The organism is Mangrovibacter plantisponsor, from assembly GCF_003182475.1.
In the GTDB taxonomy this organism is placed as follows: Bacteria; Pseudomonadota; Gammaproteobacteria; order Enterobacterales; family Enterobacteriaceae; genus Mangrovibacter; species Mangrovibacter plantisponsor.
Map to the genome: position 1 here is coordinate 139,577 of NZ_QGTS01000010.1, position 18,414 is coordinate 157,990.

At 51.0% G+C, this 18,414-nt stretch carries 17 protein-coding genes, 1 pseudogene and 1 riboswitch; of the genes and pseudogenes, 5 read left to right on the forward strand and 13 right to left on the reverse strand.

The window, feature by feature from the left end; genetic code table 11:
• Positions 1-109 precede the first annotated feature (109 nt).
• The 9 genes and pseudogenes from DES37_RS16950 to DES37_RS16990 form a co-directional block, all read right to left on the reverse strand.
• Entirely contained in the window at positions 110-742 is a 633-nt protein-coding gene (locus DES37_RS16950; protein WP_110026946.1) for a LysE family translocator, read from the reverse strand.
• An 18-nt stretch (positions 743-760) separates the two neighbouring features.
• Positions 761-843: riboswitch (ZMP/ZTP riboswitch) on the reverse strand.
• Between the two features lie 112 nt (positions 844-955).
• Positions 956-2,293 carry an MFS transporter gene (locus DES37_RS16955; RefSeq protein ID WP_110026947.1) on the reverse strand — a complete coding sequence of 446 codons (1,338 nt, stop codon included), beginning with the start codon at positions 2,291-2,293 and terminating at the stop codon, positions 956-958.
• 182 nt (positions 2,294-2,475) lie between these two features.
• The gene (gene dgoD, locus DES37_RS16960; protein ID WP_110026949.1) at positions 2,476-3,624 is read right to left on the reverse strand and encodes a galactonate dehydratase; all 1,149 of its coding nucleotides are present in this window, start codon (positions 3,622-3,624) and stop codon (positions 2,476-2,478) included.
• On the reverse strand, positions 3,621-4,238 hold the full coding sequence (locus DES37_RS16965) for a 2-dehydro-3-deoxy-6-phosphogalactonate aldolase (protein ID WP_110026951.1): 618 nt from the start codon (positions 4,236-4,238) through the stop codon (positions 3,621-3,623). The genes dgoD and DES37_RS16965 overlap by 4 nt, the downstream gene beginning before the upstream one ends.
• A complete protein-coding gene (locus DES37_RS16970; protein WP_110026953.1) occupies positions 4,222-5,097 on the reverse strand; it encodes a 2-dehydro-3-deoxygalactonokinase in 876 nt (291 codons plus the stop codon). The genes DES37_RS16965 and DES37_RS16970 overlap by 17 nt, the downstream gene beginning before the upstream one ends.
• Positions 5,094-5,783: a D-galactonate utilization transcriptional regulator DgoR gene (gene dgoR / locus DES37_RS16975; RefSeq protein ID WP_110026955.1), complete on the reverse strand. Its 690-nt coding sequence runs from the start codon at positions 5,781-5,783 to the stop codon at positions 5,094-5,096. Before dgoR ends, DES37_RS16970 begins: the two co-directional genes overlap by 4 nt.
• 868 nt (positions 5,784-6,651) lie before the next feature.
• Positions 6,652-7,008: pseudogene (locus DES37_RS16980) on the reverse strand (N-acetyltransferase); the annotation flags it as partial.
• 127 nt (positions 7,009-7,135) lie between these two features.
• Positions 7,136-8,413, reverse strand: a complete 1,278-nt coding sequence (locus DES37_RS16985; protein WP_036116716.1) for an OprD family outer membrane porin — start codon at positions 8,411-8,413, stop codon at positions 7,136-7,138.
• Positions 8,414-8,995: 582 nt separating this feature from the next.
• Positions 8,996-9,562: a L,D-transpeptidase family protein gene (locus DES37_RS16990; protein ID WP_051691545.1), complete on the reverse strand. Its 567-nt coding sequence runs from the start codon at positions 9,560-9,562 to the stop codon at positions 8,996-8,998.
• Positions 9,563-9,833: 271 nt separating this feature from the next.
• Between DES37_RS16990 and DES37_RS17000 the strand changes: the two genes are divergently transcribed.
• Positions 9,834-10,871, forward strand: coding sequence for a S66 family peptidase (locus tag DES37_RS17000; RefSeq protein ID WP_110026958.1), 1,038 nt, complete (start codon positions 9,834-9,836; stop codon positions 10,869-10,871).
• A gap of 26 nt (positions 10,872-10,897) precedes the next feature.
• Here the strand turns inward: DES37_RS17000 and DES37_RS17005 are convergent, their stop codons facing one another.
• Genes DES37_RS17005 through DES37_RS17015 form a run of 3 tightly spaced genes read right to left on the reverse strand, consistent with a single transcriptional unit; the run spans position 10,898 to position 13,245 of the window.
• Complete coding sequence (locus DES37_RS17005) at positions 10,898-11,308, reverse strand: DUF2000 domain-containing protein (protein ID WP_110026959.1); 411 nt, start codon at positions 11,306-11,308, stop codon at positions 10,898-10,900.
• A 58-nt stretch (positions 11,309-11,366) separates the two neighbouring features.
• Positions 11,367-12,221 (reverse strand): AraC family transcriptional regulator, encoded by an 855-nt coding sequence (locus DES37_RS17010; protein WP_110026961.1) that lies wholly within the window; start codon positions 12,219-12,221, stop codon positions 11,367-11,369.
• Between the two features lie 55 nt (positions 12,222-12,276).
• Complete coding sequence (locus DES37_RS17015; protein ID WP_110026963.1) at positions 12,277-13,245, reverse strand: LysR family transcriptional regulator; 969 nt, start codon at positions 13,243-13,245, stop codon at positions 12,277-12,279.
• Positions 13,246-13,374: 129 nt separating this feature from the next.
• On the opposite strand from DES37_RS17015, the gene DES37_RS17020 reads away from it, so the two are divergent.
• Positions 13,375-14,079: an SDR family NAD(P)-dependent oxidoreductase gene (locus tag DES37_RS17020; protein WP_110026964.1), complete on the forward strand. Its 705-nt coding sequence runs from the start codon at positions 13,375-13,377 to the stop codon at positions 14,077-14,079.
• 13 nt (positions 14,080-14,092) lie between these two features.
• On the opposite strand, the gene DES37_RS17025 is transcribed toward DES37_RS17020, so the two are convergent.
• Complete coding sequence (locus tag DES37_RS17025) at positions 14,093-14,980, reverse strand: LysR family transcriptional regulator (RefSeq protein WP_110026966.1); 888 nt, start codon at positions 14,978-14,980, stop codon at positions 14,093-14,095.
• 217 nt (positions 14,981-15,197) lie between these two features.
• Between DES37_RS17025 and DES37_RS17030 the strand changes: the two genes are divergently transcribed.
• The 3 genes from DES37_RS17030 to DES37_RS17040 all read left to right on the forward strand — a co-directional run bounded on the left by DES37_RS17030 (position 15,198) and on the right by DES37_RS17040 (position 18,328).
• Positions 15,198-16,418 (forward strand): MFS transporter, encoded by a 1,221-nt coding sequence (locus DES37_RS17030; protein WP_110026968.1) that lies wholly within the window; start codon positions 15,198-15,200, stop codon positions 16,416-16,418.
• A gap of 13 nt (positions 16,419-16,431) precedes the next feature.
• Positions 16,432-17,460 (forward strand): alpha/beta hydrolase, encoded by a 1,029-nt coding sequence (locus DES37_RS17035; protein ID WP_110026970.1) that lies wholly within the window; start codon positions 16,432-16,434, stop codon positions 17,458-17,460.
• 139 nt (positions 17,461-17,599) lie between these two features.
• Positions 17,600-18,328, forward strand: a complete 729-nt coding sequence (locus DES37_RS17040) for a MerR family transcriptional regulator (protein ID WP_110026972.1) — start codon at positions 17,600-17,602, stop codon at positions 18,326-18,328.
• The last annotated feature ends 86 nt before the right edge of the window (positions 18,329-18,414 follow it).

Here is an 18,414-nt window from a genome sequence, read left to right on the forward strand (position 1 = left end):
CTTTAGCGCAGTCAAATAGTCCGCTCCGTGCCAGGAGCGGAAGTTGTTACAGCCGTTTGTCTTAGTCAATGACCGACATAGTGATGTGTTCATCAATGGAGAGCAGTCACTACCTCTTTGCCTCGAAAGCAATCTTTAGGGCTAACCCTGCCAGTACAGTACCCATAAACCAACGTTGCGCTTTTATCCAAGAAGGGCGACTTGAAAGAAACCCTGCGATTGAACCAGCCACAATGACAATCATGGCATTTACCATCAGGCTTACAGAGATTTGGACACATCCAAGCGCCAGTGATTGACTAAGAACACTGCCATGGTCTGGTTGAATAAATTGCGGAAGCAAAGACAAATACATGATGGCAATTTTAGGGTTAGCGAGATTAGTAATGAAGCCCATCATAAACAGTTTATTAGGGGCATCAACCGGCAATTCTTTAACGGAAAAAGGGGAGTTTCCACCGGGTTTTACAGCTTGCCAGGCAAGATAAAGAAGGTAAGCGGCTCCGCCAAAACGAAGTAAATCGTAGGCATAAGGAATGGCAAACACAAATGCTGTTATGCCGAATGCGGCACAAAGCATGTAAAAGATAAAGCCAAGCGCAATACCGCCCAGGGAAATAAGCCCAGCTCGTTTTCCCTGGCAAATGGAGCGCGAGATTAAATAGATCATGTTTGGGCCGGGGGTTAATACCATTCCTAACGCAACCAGGCCAAACGTAAGAAAATGTATGTAATCAGGCATGACTTATCTCCAAAAAGTAAGTTATGCCCAGACGCGCGGCTGACAATGGCTCATGCTCCCCGATAGTGATCTATCTTTAGGCGTCAGTAACATGAGCACATTTATTATTGCACAATTTCAACAACACAGGGCTCTGCTTACCAACTGCACTGAGAAAAATTAATGAAAAACCCTGATGCCATATTTGACACCAGGGTTCGCAGGGAGCGGTGATTAACCCACCCGTTTTACATCGCCAACCAGCAGAATGTAGGAAAGAGCACCAATCAGCGCAACGACAGAGATGTATACCAACGCTGGAGCAAAGCCATAGCTCTGGGCCAAATAGCCGATTACCAGTGGTACCGAAATACCACCCAGGCCACCTACGAAGTTAAAGACACCGCCCGTCAAGCCAATCAGGCGCATCGGAGCAAGGGAAGAAACCAGTGACCAGGTGATAGAGGCAAAACCATTGCCGAAAAACGCGATAGCCATCAGTGTCATAATCCACACCGGGTCATTGGTGTAGTTCGCCCCCATAATACAGGTGGAGATCAACAGACCGCAGATGATAGGCGTTTTACGTGCCGCACCAAGGGAGAAACCTTTGCGTACCAGTCTGTCCGCCAGCCAGCCAGAGAGCAGCACACCAAAGAAAGCCGCAAGGAATGGTACTGTAGTCATAAACCCGGCTTTCAGAGCAGTAATCCCTTTCTCCTGAGTCAGGTAGTTAGGGAACCAGGTCAGGAAGAACCACAGCGTAGAGGTTACGGCAAACTGCCCAAGGTAAACGCCGACCAGTTTGCGGTGGAACACCAGTTTCCAGTCAGATTTGGTAAGTGGCTGGCGAGCTTCTTTCGTTGCCGGCGCATCGCCATCCACCAACCCACCGCCTTCACGAATGTATTCCAGCTCTTCATGAGTGACACTTTTAGTCTGGCGTGGCGGCTGATAGACCTTGAACCAAACTAATGACCAGATAATGCCAATACCGCCAGTAATAATAAACACCCAATGCCAGCTCAAAAGTTCCTGAATCCAGATGAGCATTGGAGTGAGAAACGCAAGGCCGACAAACTGACCTGAAGTATAAAATCCTACAGCGGAAGCACGCTCATGTTCCGGGAACCAACTGGTTACCATGCGGTTATTCGCCGGAAATGCAGGTGCTTCAAAAATCCCGGTAATGGCGCGCAAACCGATCAGTGACATCAATCCTGTCGCAAAGCCCTGAAGTAGGGTTGCCACCGACCAGCCAAAGATAGCAATAAAATAAGTGAGACGAGAACCAATGCGGTCAAGGAACCAGCCGCCAGGGATCTGACACAGCGTATAAAGCCAGGCAAAAGCAGAAAAGATATAACCCATTTCGGCTTTGGTAATGCCAAACTCTTGCTGAATATGCGCGGAGGCTACCGCCAGGTTTGCCCTGTCAACATAACAAATAACAACCGTAATAAAGATCATCACCAGCGTGAGATAACGCCGACGACCAATTTTCGCAGTAGTAACTGAAATATCCATCGCAATCTGTCTCCAGATTTTGGGCATAGCAAGGCCGCTCACCATGCCCGGTAAATTACAGAGGGTGTGAAAAAAAAATTTATATTTTTAACTTACGAATGCCCGAAACAGTTTACCTTGCAGAAGGGTAGCAAGATTGTAAATCACCAGAAATTTATATGCATAAATAACTGAAGAGTACCATCACAGCCAAATCATCTGTAACGCAAAACATGAAGAGCATTTATTTACCATTCAGCGACAGTGCCATCTTCATGTCGCCAAACCGGGTTACGCCAGTCTGGTGCATTCTTACTTAACGCGATGACTTTCTCTTCATCAATTTCCACGCCCAGCCCAGGTTTCAGCAGTGGTTTAAAGAAGCCACCTTCCATATTGAAGTCTTCTTTATTTTTCACGAAGTCGAGTAACTCAGCGCCTTTGTTATAATGAATACCCATACTCTGCTCCTGGAATACCGCATTGTGGGATACAAAATCCACATGCAGACAGGCGGCGAGTGCTACTGGACCAAGTGGGCAGTGCGGTGCCAGCGCCACATCATAAGCTTCTGCCATTCCGGCAATTTTATAGCACTCGGTAATACCACCAGCATGAGATAAATCCGGCTGCAATATAGAAATACCACCAGCTTCGAGTACACGCTTAAATTCAAAGCGCGAGAACATACGCTCACCAGCAGCAATTGGAATATGCGTTTGTGCCGCCAGGCGCGGATAATATTCAGCCTGTTCCGCCAGTACCGGTTCTTCAATAAATAACGGGCGATACTGCTCGAGTTCTTTAATTAATACTTTTGCCATTGGTGCACTGACACGGCCATGGAAATCGAGACCAAATTCAATCGCATTACCAAATGCCTCACGAATTTGCGCCACAGTATTCACTGCGGCATCCACCGCGCGGGAATTATCAATCACGCCCATTTCTTCGCAGCCATTCAGCTTAAAGGTATCGAATCCGATGTTACGCAGGGTTTTAATACCATCAATCACTTCTGAAGGGCGGTCGCCACCTACCCAGCTATACGCTTTAATTTTGTCGCGGACCAGGCCGCCCATCAGTTGCCAGACTGGCGCATTATGGACTTTCCCTTTGATATCCCACAGTGCCTGGTCAATACCGGCAATCGCACTCATCAGAATCGGGCCGCCGCGGTAAAAACCTGCGCGGTACATCACCTGCCATAAATCATTAATGCGCGCCGGGTCCTGGCCAACCAGATAATCTCCCAGCTCATGAACTGCCGCCTCTACTGTGCGGGCACGCCCTTCAATAACCGGTTCCCCCCAGCCAACAATGCCTTCATCAGTTTCGATTTTCAGGAACATCCAGCGCGGAGGTAAACGGTAAGTAGTGAGTTTGGTTATTTTCATTGCACTGCCTCTTGATACGCGTTAACAAATGCGGTTGCCTGCTGCGCGGTACGTTCAACGGACTGCCCGGCACGATACAAATCGCTACCCAGCCCCGCACCTGCACAACCGGCCTTAATCCATAGCGCCAGGTTTTCTGGCGTCACGCCACCAACGGCAAAAACCGGTACGTCTGGCGGCAGAACAGCTTTCAATGCTTTGATATAGTCCGGGCCAAATGCCGAAGATGGGAAAATTTTCAGTGCCTGCGCACCCGCATCGAGCGCGTTAAAAGCCTCAGTTGCTGTGGCGCACCCCGGACAAACTGTCATGCCGTAATCAACCGCGCGACGAATCACCTCAACCTGAGTGTTGGGGGTAACAATCAGCTTGCAGCCCATTTTCGCCAGACTGTCGACCTGTTCCGGTTGTAATACCGTGCCAGCCCCAATCAATGCCTTGTCGCCAAAAGCTTCCACAATAGCCGGAATACTTTTTTCCCACTGCGGAGAATTGAGCGGGACTTCTACCGCATCGAACCCGGCGTCAATCACCGCACCGACTTGCGCCAGTGCTTCATCAGGTGTGATACCTCTCAATATTGCGATAAGCGGAAGGTTAGTTTGCCACTGCATGAGCGATGCTCCTTATACCTGTTTGAAATGCCAGATCGCCTGAAACTACGGCAACCTTGCGGCCAATCGCGTCCAGCGCCTGTTGGTAGCGGCTGGACAGTGTGTTACCCGCAACAATGGTGACGTGTTGATCGCTAAAGTCCTCAGCCATGCTGGCAACTTCTGCGCCAATCAGTAAGCCCGATAAAAACTCACTAACCTGCTCGCGCGGCAGGTTGCCCAACACATGGGCGGCACGGACTTCAAACAATTGCGGCAGGATGGCAGGCGTATCGAGGCCGCGTTCAAGCCCCGCAGTAAATGCCACCGGTGACGATTCCTGCTCTGGCAACCCTGCCCCCACCAACGAATGGTTAAGCAGCAGGTGATGCAATTCACCGGTCATCACGGTACGGAAATCATGGATTTGGTGCGCATCGGCCCGCACCCATTTGCAGTGGGTGCCCGGCATGACATAGACAGAAGAAGGAGAAAGTTCACGTGCTCCCAGCAGTTGTGTCTCTTCACCACGCATCACATTGCAGTTATCGTCGCGAGAAACACACAAGCCGGGAATAATCCAGATATTGTCGCCAGGGGAAGTTAATTTCTCGCCAATCGCGGAGAAATACGCAGGAACGGTTAAGTACGGGGCTACTTTCCAGCCAACGTTACTGCCAACCATTCCAGCCATCACGACAGGCGTTTGCTCATCACGCCAGCCATGAGTTACATCAGCTAACACCGCTTGTGGGGATTTGCCATTCAGGCGCGTAACGCCCGCTTCTGAATACCTGCTTTCCAGGCATTCCGCCCCCTGATAATACCAGGCACGTAAGTTGGTCGACCCCCAGTCAATTGCGATGTAGCGAGATGTCATGTAATTCCCTTCAACCTTTGTGTGGAGCTGGCGATCATGGTTAATGCTGCCTGCTCTGCTGCATCACCGTTCTGATGCCGTATCGCATCGAACAGCGCCTTATGTTCCTGGAGGGTTTTGGGCATGTTGCCTTCATCGCCCATCCAGGTACGTTCAAATACCGCCCGCTGTAGCGAACTGATCGCCACCGTCAATTGCTGTAACACTGGGTTGTGTGCCGCCCCCAGTACTGCTTCGTGATAACGAATATCTGCCTCATTGAATGCATCGCGATTCTGGTTATTCGCAATCATGTCGTTCAGCGCGGCCTCAATCAGAGCCAAGTCACTGGAAGTGGCGCGTTCTGCCGCCCAACGGGCAATCGACGGTTCCACCAAATTTCGTACTTCACTCATCGCACTGATGAGACGCGGGTCGTAGTCGTTTTCCAGTACCCATTGCAGTACCTCGGTATCGAGGTAGTTCCAATGATTTCGCGGTGCCACAAATGCACCACGATAGCGTTTTATCTCGATAAGCCTCTTCGCCATCAATGAGCGAAAGACTTCGCGAATGATATTGCGCGAGGTTTCAAACTCCTCACAGAGTTCAGCCTCTGCCGGAAGTGCAGAACCGGGAACATATTTCCCGGCCACAATCTGGTGTCCCAGCGTGATGACGATGCGATCCGTTTTGGTGAGAGTCATGGCGTGCCCTTATTCACTGTATGTGCATGCCTACTTTACCCCGACCAGCGATTTTCACCTCATCTTTGCAGTACAAATCTGGGTCATTTGCTCTCCGATTGACTGCAATGTAGTACAATCAAATACTCTTGTACTACAATTTAGATCGAAAAATAAACTTCAGATCACAAAATTAACACGCCTGCTCTTCAGCGGGATTTCATCAGAACCGCATGTCGTCCTCATCAACATGAGGTATAGATATGCAGTGATTTGGTGTGGATTGATGGACTGGAAGCGGCAGGAACAGCGGGGGTACTGCAGTCAGCTGGAAGGGAAAAGAGTGGCGCAAGATGAAAGGTGCAGGTGGGTTTTTGAAGCCTTGTGGAAGGTTACTCGCTCCGAATACTTAGCGTTCTTTATCTGTATTGTTATTCAGTTGCCCGTAGAGGTAATGGTCTGTCCTTCAGGAATGGTTAGTGTCACACCGTCTGTATTTCCACGAATTTTGCCTGGCAATATTGATTGAGAAGAAGACCAGGAGGTAATCGCCATTTCTGCTTTCCCGGAAACGTTTCCAGAAAGGAAAAAAGTGCATGTTCGCTGAACACTGTCTTCCGCAGATTCAGAATAGTATCCGGTAATATTACCAGAGGATGATACCGCTAACAGCAGGCCTTCATAAACCCCTGAGTGTAAAGGGGATGCATATGCAAATCCCGCACTTAATAGCGAATAAAAACCGGAGAAATAATTTTACCGTGCTATTTTTCATTATTATAGTTCACTTATTATCTCATCAATTCCATGAATATTAATACCACACTCAAAATCACCAAAAAAAATTTCATTAAATTACATCCATATTTTCGAAATCACTCGCAGCACTTCACACCCTAAATAATTCCTCTATAGATTTAGTTGGATAAAAAAGAAAATTCTCGTTTTCTCCACAGAATTGAATAAAACCCAGTTCAAGATAGAAGTGCTTTGTTTTACTATTCAATGCGTCGACAAACATGCCATGAATACCCACCGCTTGTGAGGCCTGATAAACAACGTTCATCGCATGGGTAACAAGCAATTCCCCCCGCTCCTGGCATTGAATGCTTTTATCAATAGCCAGCCGCCCCAGGGTTACGCTCAGAACATTTTTATAGAGCACACGCTTTTGTTGGGTTTTACTCGGAAGGCAGGCTTTCTCAAAACTGCTACCAGACAACATGTAATACCCCAGAACACGAGGTTTTCATCGTTTATTCAGTACTGGCATGGTATTTCCCCGGCCACTCATGATGAAAGCATGGCACCCAACACAAAAAAACGGCGCGATATTCATCGCGCCGTTGTGCCTGCTGAGTAAACCAGGAAGATTAGAAATCGTACTGCATAATCAAACGGTTCTGCCAGAAGCTGGAATCATACAATGGTGAAGTCTGTACCCCGGCGAAGTCGGTTACACTCAGGCCTTTCAGCATGCCAGTGAAACTCCAGGTGAAATACACCAGGTATTCAGACTGGTCGATGCTGGAAGAAGCGGGGGTCGGTTTCAGGTCCATAAAGGAATACTGCGTACCCAGTGACAAGTTTTCGTTCATTACGTAATGCAGGCTGGTCATATACGCGTTACCGCTGCCCAGATCCTGGGTGCTGGTGAAGAACGGCTGTGCAAAATAAGGGCCGGAAGACGCATTATGGGCATACGGGGTAACCAGGGAACCATTATTCCAGCTATTACCGCTGGCGGCGATATGGTCATAACCCAGTTTCCAGCTCAGGGAAGGTGTGAAGGTTAAGCCCAGTTGCGCGCCATAAGACGTGCTGTTAACTTCACCTGCCAGCGCTTTACCCGCACTGGTGCCACGCACAAATTGCAGGCCGACATCTGGCTGGAACAGTGCATCCTGGAATTGTAAGTGGCTTTCGCCATACACCAGGCGAGTATAATCCGCATATTCCTCATACCAAATCTGGCCGGTCAGGGATTTATTATCCCACTGCATACCGCGCCCGCCACCCATGGCCCACATACCGTTGGTGGTGCCATCCGCATCGGTATAGTTGGTTGTATTCAGGAACTGGTCATCGCCCCAGGGTTTATAACGCCAGATTTTGGTGGCATGCAGGAAGTTGGTACTGTCGCCATAATTGGCGTCCACGCCACGGAACAGCGCAGGTGTAATACGCCAGTCGTAATCGCCCACAAATGGCAGATTAAGGCGCTGGTCACCCGCAGTGATTTTGAAGCCATCGTGCTCCCAGCTTAAATAAGCTTCACCAAAATTGGTTTGGTTATCGCCAATATCGCTGATGGTGTGCGCTTCGTCCGGGTGGTTAATACCACGCAGGAAGATACCGCTAACCCCGGCCCGCACACCATAAAATGGCGCGGTTTCAAATTTCAGAAAGCCACCGTAACTAATGGTGTCCTGGTTAAAGCCCTTCGAAAAATAGGCGTTGTGCGTGGAATAATACATGGAACGCAAACTGCCGCTTACCGTACCGCAGGTAAACATGTCGGCAAAGCTGTCCACACCACTGGTACCGTACTGGCAATCACTGATGTTGCTTTGTGTTTCCGCCAGTGCTGCCGGTGCCAATGGCAACAAAAACACCCCCAAACATAACCCACTCACTGCTTTTAATTGCATTATCCCCAACCTCGCCACTCGTTATAAAAATGCACAGACCATCACCATGGCAACAAGTTATATTTGTCGCCACATGAGACCTTTGCAGTAAAAAAACCTTATTCCCAATTCATTATCAATATTTATTAAAAAACCCCAGCAATAAACCATCTCTCTCGCAAAAATAGTATTTTCTTATACCGGTTATATTACTCAGTTATATTTCTTATTTTACATCATGCTCACTTACTACTGATTCAGTGCTATTTTCACACCGCTAAGACAAAGCTATTCTGGTGGTGAAAATAATAGATTAAGCGTAGCTGCTACCTGAATAAAACGAAAAGAAATTTGTTACCGCATTTCGGAAAGTAAAGCAAGGAAAACACATTAGCACACTCTTTTTCACACAAAAAATCGCACAAACCGATAAATATATCGCCGCACTCATTTTTGTTTCCATAAGGTATTATTCAGCACTAAAACTTAATGAAAAGAGGTTCCCAAAAGCGAGATTATTTATTACTCATGTTATTTATAAAAAGAGCTCAATGAGAAATTGGGTAAAATCTGCAGGCGGCATAACCCATACCGCCTGATTATTTATTTTTCGATAATAACCGGCGTACCTGTTGGTGTCCGGGCCCAGATCTCGCGCATCTCGCTGTTGGTCACCGCAATACAACCATCGGTCCAGTCCATACGGCGAAATAAAGGTGCCAGCCAGCCCCAACCATTGGGTAAGCCGTGGATCATAATATTATGGCCAGGGGAATAACCGGCACTTTTGGCCCGCTGAATATCGTCGTTATCCGGGTAGGAAACATGCAGGCTGAGAGAAAAGCGTGAACGGGCATTGCGCCAGTCAACGTTGTAGTGGCCTTCCGGGGTTTTCATGTCGCCCTCACGTTGTTTGGCGCCATCATCAGCCCCACGCCCCAAAGACACAGAATACTCACGTATCACCACACCTTCCCGCAGTAAACTGAGTTTGCGTGCTGCTTTATTCACAACAACCAGGTCTGCCTGTTGTTGCGTGGGAAGGTAAGCGGGTGGTGTATCGTGGCCCCAGCGAGCCATGATTTTAGTCCAGAAAAACAAGCCGATGGCGATAACCATGGCAATCACTCCCAGCCGGAAAGCCGGGGAAGAAAAGCGTGTTAATTTCATAGGCGCACAATTGTTATCCATTAAGCCAGCACGTTGTTCCTGTTGCGTGTTTTAGCCAATGCCACAGGCGCAGATTATATTGCCAGCGCCAGTGAACATAAACCGGGAGTAGTCTGCCCTTTTCCCCTTCGCTTGTCTGGCAGATTTTTCTGCGTTATTCAGGCAGATAAACCCATTACCACTCCTGAAACCAGGCATGAATGGTATGTTAATAACTATTCGCGCTGATAAACCCAAAGTGGTCTGCTGTTAACTGTTCAGGAGTTGTTTTATGCCCGTGCGTTTTCCTGCCCCATTAAAGCCCGGTGATACAATTGCCATTACCGCCCCTTCAACAGGTGTTCCCGCAGCCCTTCACACACAGCTGGATGGTGCAAAACAGGCACTGGAGCAGCGTGGTTTTATTGTGCTGGAAGGGGAGTGCTTACGCACCAGTTACAAAAACAAAAGCGCGGATAAAGCCTTGCGAGCTCGCGAGTTAATGTCTTTTCTCACCCGCCCGGATATTCACGCGGTAATGCCGCCCTGGGGAGGAGATCTGGCAATCGAAATACTGGAATTGCTGGATTTTACCCTGCTCTCACAAACCCAACCCAAATGGTTCAGCGGCTATTCAGATCTCAGCACACTGCATTTTCCCTTAACTATGCTGGCAGGCTGGGCAACACTGCACGGCCCGAATTTAATGGAACTTGGCTCGCAACAGGTTGACCAGACCACGCAAGGCATATGGTCGGTGCTCGAAGCGCCTCGAGGCACCCAAGTGGAACAGCGCGCTTCACAATACCACCAGGACGGCCCCTGCCAGGGTTGCCCAGACGCGAAAACCGGTTTTCGCCTTACACAACCCACCCGCTGGAAGCGCCTGGACGGGCTCCATGGCAACCTGGAAATACACGGGCGGCTGGCAGGCGGTTGCCTGGATACGCTGGCGCGGCTGGCCGGAACCCGGTTTGGTAACCTGCCGCGCTTCTGTGAACAACACCAGCAAGAGGGCGTCATTCTGTACATCGAAAATGTGGAAATGAACCCATGCGAGCTGACCCGCGCATTGTACAGCCTGCGCCTGCATGGCTGGTTCCATGCGGTTTCAGGGGTTTTAGTTGGCCGGCACGCCGCACCTGATGCCAGCACACCAGAACACCAGTCACAATGGGATGCGCTAAATTCAGCGTTAGGCGACTTACCGGTGCCAGTGCTGTATGACCTGGATATCGGCCATATTCCACCGCAACTTTCCCTGGTGAATGGCGCGCTGGCGGCAGTGTATTTTCAGGATAACGCGGGTCAGGTCGTTCAGACGTTGTAACTACACTGGCGGGTCAGTTTTGCTGTTTATCCTTGATGAAGTGACAGCCCTTTTACCACTTTATCTACAGCTTTCTTCGGCCCGTATAACCCAATGCCAACCAGATTCATATTCTCCGGGTCTTCAGCCAGGAATACCGCACGGTTGTCAGCATCATGGCCAGTTGAGAACATAGCGTGCACATAAGGGATCAGCGTGAGTTCCCGCTCCAGCCCTTTACGATGGGTACGCTGTAAAGCGGCCAGATCCGCTTCGAAAATAAGCATCGGCTGGCGAGAAATATTGCCATAGTGATGGCCCTTTGCATCAATATAGGTCCCTCCCATGATTTCCGGCGCAGCACTTGTAATACCCGTCGCCAGAAAAGCCGCCACATTTAACCGCTGCCACACAGCCAAATCATTACGCACAACAAAAGCTATTTTAGTATCAAACATTACACCCCGGCCTCCATCTGTTTTTCGTGAAGGCCTATGTTCGAAAAATGCGGGGCTGTCAGTCTAGAACGTTTGTGCACTTACGTTGATAAGCAGCAGGAGACACCCGGTAAGCTCGCTGGAACCACCGGCCCAGATGGCTCTGGTCTGCAAAACCAACCAGTGAAGCAACCTGAACCGGCATCATCCCCTGCGCCAGCATACGCCGGGCAGTGCGCAAACGCAGGCGTACAAGCCAGGCGTGAGGTGACTGACCAAATGCCTTTTTGAATTGCCGGCTCAGACGGAAGCGATCCAGCCCGGTTTCACGGGAAAGCGTATCCAGCCCGATATCCTGAGCCATATTCTCGCGCAGATACTCACAGACCCGGTTCATCTGTACCAGCGAAGCATTCATGGTTGAAGGTTTCCGCAGGGCAAGATGCGCAGACAGCAGTGTCATCAAATTATCCAGATGCTCATCTCGGGCCAACCGGCCTTCACCATAATGCATCGAACACCAGGCCTGGCTGATGGCCGTTATCAGATAAGGATCATCGGTGAGCGTATAGCGAAACGCAGCCCCCACACCAGCAATATCGCCCATTTCGCGCCGTTGCATCATGGTGGCAACCCAGGGTTGCGGCAGGTAGATCATGGCATAGGTAAATCCTTCAGGCTGCGTTGCATGGCCGTCATGCATCGCGCCCGGTTCAATCAGAATAGCCCGGCCAGGACAACTGGTATGCACAAACCGGTTACACTGGAAACGTTGCAAACCCTGCTGGGTTACACCTAACAAAAGTTCATCGTGGTCGTGAGGATCGTAGGCATGGCCTGTAAAATGAGCCTGGATGGTTTCAATCCCCGTTTCGCCATCGTGGCGAATATCCACCCAATCCTGCTGGTTGTGTCTGCTGTTAACACTACCCATTAGCACACCTTTGGTTGATAACCATGCCCACTTTGGAATAAAACAGGCTTGGTGGTTATTGTCCGTTGACCACAACGACACCAGCCATTGCATTTAACATAGCATACTGCCTCGTACACACCTCACGCAGGCACTCGCGCAGCCAGCGATGGGCCGGGTCATTATGCAGGCGGGGGTGCCACATTTGCGAAACAGTTATCGCGCCTGTTTGCACAGGTAGCTCAAAACCAACAAGCCCGGGAACACTGCCTGTGCCACTGTTCTGCGCCTGATGCAGGAAAAACGACGCAGGCACCAGCGCCACCAGGTCCGACTGCCGGGCAATAGACAACGCAGCCCCAAGCCCCGGCACCACAGCAGCTATATGGCGTTCCAGCCCAAGGGAATCCAGTTTGTTATCTACCGGCCCACGGCCAGTGCCGTGGCGGGCAACCACGATATGCCCGTATGCCGCATAAGCTTGTGGTGTCAGTATTGTGCTCCGTGCCAACGGGTGGCCTGTACGCACTACGCCAATAAACCTGTCCTGAAACAGCGCCTGAAGGTAAATTTCCGGGCCCATATTTTTCAGTACACCTATTTCCAGGTCCACCAGCCCTTCTCTTAGCGGGCCATCTTCCTTTTCAGGTTTGGCAACAAAACGCAGACTTGCGTGTGGGGCTGACTGCGCCAGTGCTGCCACCAAATCCGGGCCGAACACTTGTGCAAAGCCGTCGTTAGTTCGCAGTGTAAACACCCGGTCCAGGGTGGCAAGGCTCAGCGTAGAGGCTGCGGGTTTGAGCAATGAACGTGCCTGTGCCACAGCCAGGGGAGCAGCTTCAAGCAACTGTTCGCCATGTGGCGTTAACACCATATGGCGGCCCGCCCGCACCAGTAAGGGGTCTCCTGTTGTCTGGCGCAACCTTCCCAAAGTACGGCTCATAGCGGATTCACTCAGCCCCAGGCGGCGTGCCGCCGCAGCCACACTTTTTTCCGCCAGCAAAACATCAAGCGCAATCAGTAAGTTCAGGTCGGCCTCTGCCATTTTTCCTCCTGCCGGAATGCTGATACATGGCGTTTGGTGCAGGTTATTAATGCATCACCTGCGTCTTCCGCCTTATATCACACAGCACTACAGTAAGAAACGTCACCCAATATTATTCAAGGAGCTGTTATGTCTCTTCCTTCGTTTGTACCCTCTGTTCTGCTGGTGGGCGCATCTCGTGGTATCGGCCTTGCCATGGCGGAACAATTTCTGGCAAAAGGCTGGCATGTCACCGGCACAGTGCGCAGTGAACAAACCCCTTTGCATGCACTGGCAAGTGCCTGGCCCGGGCAACTGCAAATTGAAATACTGGATATGTGCGACGACCGGCAACTGGCCGCTCTGGATGTGCGGCTTAACGGCAGCCAGTTCGACATGCTGTTTGTGAACGCTGGCACCACAAACCGGGACCCGTCACAAACTATTGGCGAAATCACCACAGAGGAATTTATTCAGGTGATGACCACCAATGCGCTGGCCCCCATGCGCGTGCTGGAAGAGCTGGAAAAGCATACACATTCCCGTGCACTGCTGGGGGTGATGTCTTCCGGGCAGGGTAGTATTACCAACAATATTAACGGCCAGCGTGAACTTTATCGGGGCAGCAAAGCCGCATTGAATATGTTTATGCGCAGCTTTGCTGCACGCCAGGCAGGCACAGAGCGGGCGCTGGTGAGTATGGCTCCGGGTTGGATCCGCACAGCGCTGGGTGGGCCACAAGCGCCCTTGACCCTCGAAGAAACGATTCCCAGCCTGGTGAATGTGTTACTGGAGAAACAAGCCAGACCAGGCCTGGAATACCTTGATTTCACAGGGAACACAGTGCCGTGGTAAATCATGTGGTTTGTCAGCTAACCCGCAGGGCATCCACCACTAAGCGGAAGGCGGGTGAAGGCTGTTTACGGCTGGGGTAATACAAATAATACCCCGGGAATGGCGCACACCAGGATTCAAGCACCTGAATAAGCCGACCCTCTTCGATATGCGGCGCAAACTCTTCCGCAGGTAAAAATGCAATACCCAGCCCGGCCAGGGCTGCATCCACCATATGCGCGGAAGTATTAAAGGTCAGTTGCCCGTTTACCCGCACATTCACCGGTCCTGAGTCCTGGTCAAATTCCCACACATATAAGCCGCCAGAACTGGCCTGGCGCATATTAATACAGTTGTGATGCACCAGGTCATGCGGGGTGTGCGGAGCGGGGTGCCGGGAAAAATAATCCGCCGAAGCCACAGCAGCCATGCGTAATGGCGGGCCAATAGGTACAGCAATCATATCTTTGTCGATAGTGTCTCCCAGGCGCACCCCGGCATCGAAACGGTCGGCCACAATATTACGGAAGCCATGGTTAGCATCGAACTCCAAATTAATATCCGGATATTCACGTAACAACGGCGCCAGTTTGGGTAACAAAATGGATTGCAACACATTAGGGCCACAAGTTATGCGTACCGTACCCGCTGGCTTGTCGCGTAATTCTGTCAGCATTTCCAGTTCAGACTCAATTTCATCGAACCGGTTGCCAATTGCCTGTAATAACCGCTCACCAGCAGCCGTCAGTGAAAGACTGCGGGTGGTGCGGGTAATCAGACGAATTTTCATACGGTTTTCCAAACCGGTAATCGCCTGGCTTAATGCTGGTTGAGTTACGCCCAATTGTGCCGCAGCGCGCGTAAAGCTGCCTTCCCGGGCGACGGTCACGAAAGACAACAGATCATTAAGGTTACGTTTCACTTTATCTCCCCGGCCATAACGACAACCAATTTATAAACAGACCTTATAAGTGTATTAAGTATTCATTAGCTAGTCAGCATACGATACCCGTGTAAAATTTCCACCACGCAACAGCGCTTATCCAGTTAATCCATCTGTTTATTTTTGTTTTTATTCCCGTGAATAAAGGCCCGGCCCCGGCTTGCCTGAATATCACGGATGAAAAAGGTAATTCACTATGACAGCAACATCACATAACACAGCCCCGGACCGCGCCTGCTGGAGCGGTGTACTGGCTATGACTTTATGTGTCTTTGCTCTGGTGGCCTCTGAATTTATGCCAGTCAGCCTGTTAACACCGCTGGCTCATGACCTGCAGGTCAGCGAAGGGCTGGCAGGCCAGGGCATTGCTATTTCAGGCGCACTGGCCGTGCTCACCAGTCTGTCAGCATCGCGCTTAACCGCCAGCCTGGATCGCAAAAGCGTTCTCCTTGGTTTTACCGTACTGATGGCGATATCCGGCATGGTGATTACATTTGCACCCAACTATTCAGTCTACATGGTTGGCCGCGGGCTAATCGGCATAGTGATTGGTGGGTTCTGGTCAATGTCCGCTGCCTGTGCCATGCGCCTGGTACCACATCACCAGGTTCCGCGAGCCCTGGCTATTTTTAACGGTGGCAACGCGCTGGCAACGGTCATTGCTGCGCCAATGGGGAGTTTTCTGGCCGGTATGATTGGCTGGCGGGGCGCTTTTTTCTGCCTGGTTCCGGTCGCTCTGCTGTCTCTTGTCTGGCAATGGCTAAGCCTGCCATCCATGAAAGCAACAGCGCCAGACAATAACGCGCGTCATTCTGCGTTAGGGCTGCTCAAAAACCCGTTAGTTCTTACAGGAATGGCGGCATGTGGGCTGTTCTTCATGGGGCAGTTCACCCTGTTTACCTATTTGCGTCCGTTTTTGGAAAATGTCACCCATGTCAGCCTGCCGGTTCTTTCCACACTGTTACTGGTTCTCGGAGTGGCGGGCTTTATCGGCACGTTGTTGATTGGCTCAGCACTGAAACAAGGCTTTTACCCAACACTGTTGTCCATCCCATTATGTATGGCTTTGATTGCCGTACTGCTAATTGGTTTTGGGCATCACTTGTGGCTGGTTGCGTTGTTTTTAGGTCTCTGGGGCTTGCTGGCAACATCCGCGCCCGTTGGCTGGTGGACATGGGTCGCCCATACCCTGCCAGAAAACGCCGAAGCGGGCGGTGGCCTGATGGTCGCCATAGTACAACTGTCGATTGCCACGGGTTCGACACTGGGTGGCCTGGCTTTCGACCACGCAGGCTGGCAAAGCACTTTCACCCTCAGCGGCGTGCTGTTAATCCTGGCCGCCAGCCTGACAGGCTTTACAGCGCGTAAAGCGCAACAAACTGGCGGGTATCACCCCGCATCCCCGGTCATTAAATAACAAGGTATTTCCCATGAAAATGTTAACCCTGCTGTTCGGGCTGCTAGCCAGTACCTTCGCAGCCACAGGAGCCGATATGTCACACGGTGCAGACAATTTTTACAAAAGCGACAAGGTCAATGCTGAGAAAGTGACCTTCAAAAACCAGTATCAGATGGATGTGGTCGGCATGCTGTTCACCCCGAAAAACGCCACACCAGGTACCAAACTCCCGGCGATTGTTATCGGGCATCCCATGGGGGCGGTTAAAGAGCAAAGCTCCAGCCTGTACGCCCAGAAACTGGCGGAACAGGGGTTTGCCACCCTGGCGATTGATTTATCCTTCTGGGGCGAAAGCGCCGGGAAACCAGGCCATCTGATTTCACCCGAAATTTATACTGATGATTTCAGTGCGGCAGTGGACTACCTGAGCACCCAGTCTTTTGTAGACCCGGAGAAAATTGGTGTTCTGGGGATTTGTGGCAGTGGTAGCTTTGCCATCAGCGCAGCCAAAATCGACCCGCGTCTGAAAGCGGTAGCGACAGTGAGTATGTACAACATGGGCGCAGCATTCCGTAACGGGCTGAACCATTCTCAAACTGTTGAGCAACGCAAAGCATTTATTGCAACCGCGACAGCACAGCGTTTTAAAGAATTTACCGGTGGTGAAATTGCCTATATTCCCGGCACAGTAAACAAACTGGATGACAATACCCCGGCCATTCAGCGCGAGTTCTATGATTTCTACCGCACTCCACGCGGCGCATATACGCCAAAAGGTGAGAAAGCGGAGCTGACCACCAAACCCATGCTGAGCAGTATTGGTAAATTTATGAACTTCTACCCGTTCAACGACATTGAAACTATTTCGCCACGCCCGATGTTGTTTATCACCGGGGATCACGCACATTCGCGTGAATTCAGCGAAGATGCTTACAAACGTGCTGCTCAGCCGAAGGAATTGTATGTGGTGCCAAATGCCGGGCATGTAGACCTGTATGACCGCACAGACCTGATCCCTTTCGCCAAACTGGCATCGTTCTTTAAAACCAACCTGAAGTAATCTGCCACAGCCGGGGTACCACCCCGGCTGACCCATCTTGCTGGCAACGACTTTCCCGCAACACCCAACTGCCCACTTCCCTTCCACTGATGTTTACCCATAATATAAATCGTCGTACTACTCAGAATGGAAACGCACCATGTCTTACTCCATCGGTGAATTCGCCCAGCTTTGTGGCATTAACGCCACCACATTGCGTGCCTGGCAGCGCCGCTACGGTCTGCTCAAACCGCTGCGTACTGAAGGCGGCCACCGCCAGTACAACGACGATGATGTAACCCAGGCACTGAAAATTCTCGACTGGATTAAAAAGGGCGTGCCGGTCAGCCAGGTAAGGCCTTTACTGGAGCGGCCAACCAAACGCCAGACCAATAACTGGCAGGCATTACAGGAAACCATGCTGCAACGCCTGCAGGATGGCAAAATCGAATCACTGCGCCAGTTAATTTTTGATTCGGGGCGGGATTACCCCAGGCCGGAACTGGTCGCCAATGTACTTCGCCCCCTGCGCAGCCGCCTTGCGGCAAACACCGCATCTATGATGACCCTGCGGGAAGTGCTGGACGGGATTATCATCGGGTATACCGCTTTTTGCCTCGATGGTGACCGCAAGGCACCCGGCGAAAACTATGTGCTGGCAGGCTGGCAACTGGCCGACACCTGTGAAGTATGGCTGGAAGCGCTGAAACGCTCAGGCCAGGGCAGCCGGGCAGATGTGTTGCCTGCGTCTCCAGCTATTCTGGCTCCGGCACTGTTCCCCCAGCGCCACTGGGTGCTGGTCACAACCGGTAAGCTCACCCAGGCCCGGCAAAAAGATCTGGAAAAATGGCGTGACCAGGTCGCTTCCCTGGATGTCATTCTGTTGTAAAAATCCCCCGCCGTAGTTTTGCTCTGCGGCGGCCCCCAATGCCCCCAACACATCCGTTACCCGGCCTGCATCACCTTCATTTCTTG